This window comes from Porticoccus sp., from assembly GCA_023261185.1.
In the GTDB taxonomy this organism is placed as follows: Bacteria; Pseudomonadota; Gammaproteobacteria; order Pseudomonadales; family Porticoccaceae; genus Porticoccus; species Porticoccus litoralis.
Genome location: JALRJN010000056.1, coordinates 1 through 5,120 on the forward strand (window position 1 = coordinate 1; position 5,120 = coordinate 5,120).

Genomic DNA, 5,120 nt, shown 5'->3' on the forward strand with positions numbered 1-5,120 from the left:
GCAAATCCCACGTGATGAGTTGACCATAAAGCCTACAGCATAGCCAACCTCTGACGGGCAACTGTTCGCTGTGCTGACCTTAGCGCTTAACAGGATGCCCGCACGGCGCTTTGTCATTGCTGCATCATTGCCAATAAAAAAATGCCAGTCAGACGAACTGACTGGCATATCAATGTTGAGGCGGCAGCCTCATTTGACCGGATGGATTAAAGAGATACTTTGAATCCAATCCATCCAGCCCTGGGGGCACCGGCGCCGACAAAACGCGGGTCTTCCAAATCCAGACCAGGCGCTTCATCCGGCTCACCATATAAGCCAAAGTTTTGATACTGACTGTCAAACAGGTTGTCGACTTTTGCAAAGAACTGAACGTTTTTATTCAGCTTGTAACGACCATGCAGGTTAACCACACGATACGCACTTATTTTTTTGTCCTGGTTGGCCTCATCGCCCCGGAAGTACTGGCTCGATTGGTAGGAAGCCGTCGCACCGATGGACAACTTCGGCGTAAAGGCATAATCGACACCAATTTTGATGTTGTGCTCGGGAATACCCGGCAGGCGATCACCTTTTGTTACCTCAAATGTTTCCACATCATCATCGACTTCACGGGCATAGAGGAAGCGATCTTCGAACGTGGCGCGCACATAGGAATAACTGCTAAACCAGCGCAGGTTGTCGTGCAGACCATTCGCCGCCAATTCCAGCCCGGCACGGGCGGTTTTATCGATATTGTCGAAATTACCCAGGGTTAAACGCGGGTCATTCACGTCATCTTCGACATCAGGGAAGAAAAACAGATCATCTTTCAGCTGGGTATAAAATGCCCCGGCACTCCAATTGATGGAACCATTCTGGCCTCTGAAACCCGCCTCAATGGTTCGGGCAATCACATCATCCAACGGCGGATCTGACAAAAAGGCATTGGGGTAAGAACAGGGGCTGCTTTCTTCAGAACAGGTTAATTCAGACGGGGTTGGCGCGCGATTGGATTCACTGTAGTTACCGTAGGCCGTCAGGTTGTCCTGCAATGCATAGGTAAACCCGACCGTCGGATTGAAACGTTTGAAAACATGCTTATTGCCCGATTCGTTCAGATCCTGCGCACCACCTTCACTGGTACCGGAAATGTCAATCTGAATCCAGTTATAACGACCACCGAACGTCAGGTCCAAACGCTCGGTGAGTGACAGGGTATTGGTAAAGAAGAGGCTGAAGATATCCGTTTCTATCTCACCATCAACCACGGTTTCATCGACAATGAAACCGGTTCCAGATGTGCCGCGGGTATCGGTAAACCGGGCAATTTCCGCTTGCGATGAATAATCCACATCCGATGTGTCGTAGGCTGCGCCAACAATCAACTGGTTTTCTCGCTCCAGCACATCGTTTAGAAATGTCGCCTGAAAACCAAAGCCATAACTGTCCTGCTCGGTTTCACTGGTGTTGTTGAGGGCGATAAATTCTTCACTGCCGTTAAAGCCTAACGGCGCAAATGGCGTGATAACGCCCCCATCATCATCCACGATATTGGCGCCATCAATTTCCAGCTCTGAACCATCACCATTGAAGGTGGAGCGATCACTGCGGCGGTAATAGGTATTGGCGGCTAACATTGTGTAATCATTGAGCCAGTGTGACCCGTTCAGGGTAAACATACGCAATTCATTTTGCGTGTTATCCGGGTGGGTAAAGGCGGCCTCACGATCAGCCTTGACCATTTCAACCGGTGCAGGCCCGTTGCCATTCAGGTCACTGTCTACCAGCGTAACGCCGAAATCCAGGCTGGTGGTGTCATTCTGGTAGCTCAAGTTGGTGAAGAACTGTTCAACCCTGGAAGGTGAAAAATCCCGCCAGCCATCCTCCTTGGTAATTGAGCCCGTGGCAAAGTAAGCAAAGTTTCCATAATTGCCGCCCGTTTCAATGGTGCCGGAATCACGACCAAAAGAGCCGCTGTAGGCTTCAAGGCTATGCCCCGGGTGGGTGAAGCCATTTTTGGTATGCAGGGATAAGGCACCACCCAGGGTGTTCAAACCGAATAACGGATTGGAACCCGACATCATATTCATGCTGGCAATGGCAGATTTTGGCAACAACTCAAAATTGACGGCATCACCAAACGGCTCGTTGATGCGGATGCCATCCTGGTAAACAGAAATACCCTGGGCATTGCCGACCAGCGGGGAAGCGGTAAAACCGCGGAATTTCAAGTCGGGTTGAAAGGGGTTGTTTTGTGCATGGTTGATGCTGATGCTCATCATGGCCTGGTTCATAAAGTCAGAAATATCCAACGCCTGTTGACGTTCAATATCTTCAGCCGTCGCTGTCTGGATATTCACCGGGATCTTATTGGCTGCCAACCCCACACCGGATAAGGGTGTGACGCCAACGACTTCAATATTCTCCAATGGTTGTTGCGACTCATCGGCGCTGCCAAGACCAGGCATCAGTGCCGTAGCCAAGAGTATAGACAAGGTGCTGCGCTGAAATGTAATTGCCATGTTTTGCTCCTACTGCCATCCGGCATAACTATCACACCGGGAACTGGGCGAAATTTTTTATTGTTGAATCTATGAACAGAGTTATCGAGGCAGGCTGTGTCGAGCATATAACGCCTGTCTTTTTTATTAGTCCTAGACAGTAATGCTCAAAGGCACAATCTCCTATGGGAAAAATTCCTTTTGTGGAGTGAAAGCCTGTGTTGTTGGTTGTTTTTTAAAGATAGGCAGATGACAGGAAGGCGTGTTAATTGGCGCTATTGAGTATCCCGCTGACAAAATTGTCACGGGTCTGATCAGAGGTGTCCAATAGTCGGGGTGAAACCCGCATGCTAGGTGCCTGTGAGCGACTCGTTACTTCAAGGGTCCCGAGTGAAACCGAAATTCACTGTCCAGCGCTTCCACCAGTTCCTGCTCTTGCTCACGGAATACGGCGATGCGCTTGTCCACTTCCGCATCCCCGGCTGCCTTGCGGGCCAGGATGAGGTAATCCTTGTAGTGGCGTCCTTCAGAAGTAAGCAGTGACAGGTAGAACTTCTGGAGTTCCGGGTCCAGGTATGGTGCCAGTTTGGCAAAGCGCTCACAGGAGCGGGCTTCGATAAAGGCACCGACAATCAGAGTATCCACCAGTTTGGCAGGCTCGTGGGTGCGCACCTTGCTGCGCAGTCCCGCCGCGTAACGGGCTGCATTGATGTTACGGTATTCAATACCGCGTTTTTTCATGATGGCAATCACCTGCTCGAAGTGACGCATTTCTTCCCTAGCTAGCCGCGACATCTTGTTGAGCAGCTCGAAGTTGTCGATATAGCGGTAAATCAGGTTCAGGGCCGTGCTGGCAGCTTTCTTCTCGCAATTCGCATGATCTATCAACAAAATGTCCAGGTTTTGAGGGGCTTTCGCCTCCTCGACCCAGCTATCAGGCGTGGGGCACGGCAAAAACGCCTGGATTTCCTCCAGTGCTGACATGGTGGTAATTACTCTCCGGACTGCTGGTTGAAGAAGGTTTCGCGCTCGTTAAGGATACTTCGATCCAACTCGGCGACAATGGGCCTGCTGGCGACGTTATCGTACCATTGCTGCAACCCGGACACCGCACCCAGTACTGACCAGCCGTAAACCACCTGCATGGTTTTTTCTACTGGCCCAATGGTGTGATAGGCGACGATATCGGCATAGGTGAAGTCACTGCCAGCCAGGTAAGGATTGAACTGTACAAGGCGCCCGAGCGCCCGCATGCCTTTTTCCACTTGGGGTCTCACCGAATCCACCGTGCGCTGGGAATTGCTGCCACCGAAAAACACACCGTTGTAGAGTCGCCGGGCGGGTAACTCGATGTAAAGCTCGCATACTTTCATCAATTCACGAGCCTTGGCGCGGGCGAAGGGGTCGGCGGGCATCAGCGGCACTTCCGGGGTGACATCCTCAAGAAACTCGAGAATGGCGGAAGTCTCACTGATGAAACCCTCTCTCGCTTCGAGGCAGGGCACCTTACCCATAGGGCTGATGGTCAGAAACTGCGGCTCCTGGCTGGGATAGGTGCGAATTTCCTCAAACTCAAACCCCTTTTCAAGCAAGGCCAGCTTGACCATGTTGAAGTAGTTACTGACATGAAAACCGTAGAGCTTGAGCATAACCATTTCCCCTTGCCAAACGCCCGCCAGGGCTGATTGTTATGGCGGAAAGTGTAACAGAGAATTTACCCGGTGAATGGCGGTTATCCACTTTAGTCACGTTACCTGAAGCACAGATTTGATGTACTATACTGAGCCCTTGCCCGTGGCTCCTATTGTGGCCCAGCAGCCGAATACCCCTCATCGGTATGTGTTACCGATAGACCCCGCCCAGAGGTGATCCCACTGCGTCGGGTAAACTCACAAGATTAAGAAGAGGATGCAAATCGTGCTTGAAGCCTATCGTCAACATGTTGCGGATCGTGCCGCACAAGGAATCCCCCCGAAACCCCTGACACCAGAATGGACTGCCGATCTGGTGGAATTGTTGAAAAATCCACCCGCAGGCGAAGAAGAGTTCCTGCTGGACCTGATCGCCAACCGCGTACCCCCGGGTGTTGACGAAGCAGCCTATGTGAAGGCCGGTTTCCTGAGTGCCGTCGCCAAAGGCGAAGCCACTTCTCCCCTGATCGATCGTCTGGCAGCTGTCAAACTGCTGGGCAACATGCACGGCGGCTACAACGTAGCTACCCTGGTCGAGCTGCTGGATGACGCCGAGTTGGCCTCCCAGGCAGCCGAAGAGCTGAAAAACACTATCCTGGTATTCGATGCCTTCCACGACGTGGCCGAGAAAGCCGACGCTGGCAACGCCAATGCCAAAGCCGTTCTGCAATCCTGGGCCGACGCCGAGTGGTTCACACAGGAAGACGCTGTGCCAGAAAGCATCAAGGCCATCGTTTTCAAAGTGACCGGTGAAACCAACACCGATGACCTGTCTCCGGCGCCGGATGCCTGGTCTCGCCCGGATATCCCTCTGCACGCTCTGGCGATGCTGAAAAACGCCCGTGAAGGTATTGAGCCGGATCAGCCGGGCAGCGTTGGCCCGATCAAACAGATCGAAGCCCTGCAGGAAAAAGGTTTCCCGCTGGCATACGTCGGTGACGTAGTGGGT

Annotated in this window: 3 protein-coding genes and 1 pseudogene; 1 reads left to right on the top strand and 3 read right to left on the bottom strand. The window is 52.2% G+C overall.

Features of this window, described 5'->3' with window-relative positions; genetic code table 11:
- Window positions 1-206: 206 nt before the first annotated feature.
- From ACYZYZ_RS05150 to ACYZYZ_RS05160, 3 genes are all read right to left on the bottom strand, one after another.
- Window positions 207-2,501 carry a TonB-dependent receptor gene (locus ACYZYZ_RS05150; protein WP_305169340.1) on the bottom strand — a complete coding sequence of 765 codons (2,295 nt, stop codon included), beginning with the start codon at window positions 2,499-2,501 and terminating at the stop codon, window positions 207-209.
- Window positions 2,502-2,852: 351 nt separating this feature from the next.
- Window positions 2,853-3,464 carry a MiaE family protein gene (locus ACYZYZ_RS05155; RefSeq protein WP_461483492.1) on the bottom strand — a complete coding sequence of 204 codons (612 nt, stop codon included), beginning with the start codon at window positions 3,462-3,464 and terminating at the stop codon, window positions 2,853-2,855.
- A gap of 8 nt (window positions 3,465-3,472) precedes the next feature.
- A complete protein-coding gene (locus ACYZYZ_RS05160; protein ID WP_305169342.1) occupies window positions 3,473-4,129 on the bottom strand; it encodes a glutathione S-transferase family protein in 657 nt (218 codons plus the stop codon).
- 268 nt (window positions 4,130-4,397) lie between these two features.
- Here ACYZYZ_RS05160 and ACYZYZ_RS05165 point away from each other — a divergent pair.
- A pseudogene (locus ACYZYZ_RS05165) lies at window positions 4,398-5,120 on the top strand (bifunctional aconitate hydratase 2/2-methylisocitrate dehydratase); the annotation flags it as partial.

Excerpts from the sequence above, each read along its gene's own strand:
- ACYZYZ_RS05150 (WP_305169340.1), bottom strand. The coding sequence starts at position 2,501 with ATGGCAATTACATTTCAGCGCAGCACCTTGTCTATACTCTTGGCTACG.
- ACYZYZ_RS05155 (WP_461483492.1), bottom strand. The coding sequence starts at position 3,464 with ATGTCAGCACTGGAGGAAATCCAGGCGTTTTTGCCGTGCCCCACGCCT.
- ACYZYZ_RS05160 (WP_305169342.1), bottom strand. The coding sequence starts at position 4,129 with ATGCTCAAGCTCTACGGTTTTCATGTCAGTAACTACTTCAACATGGTC.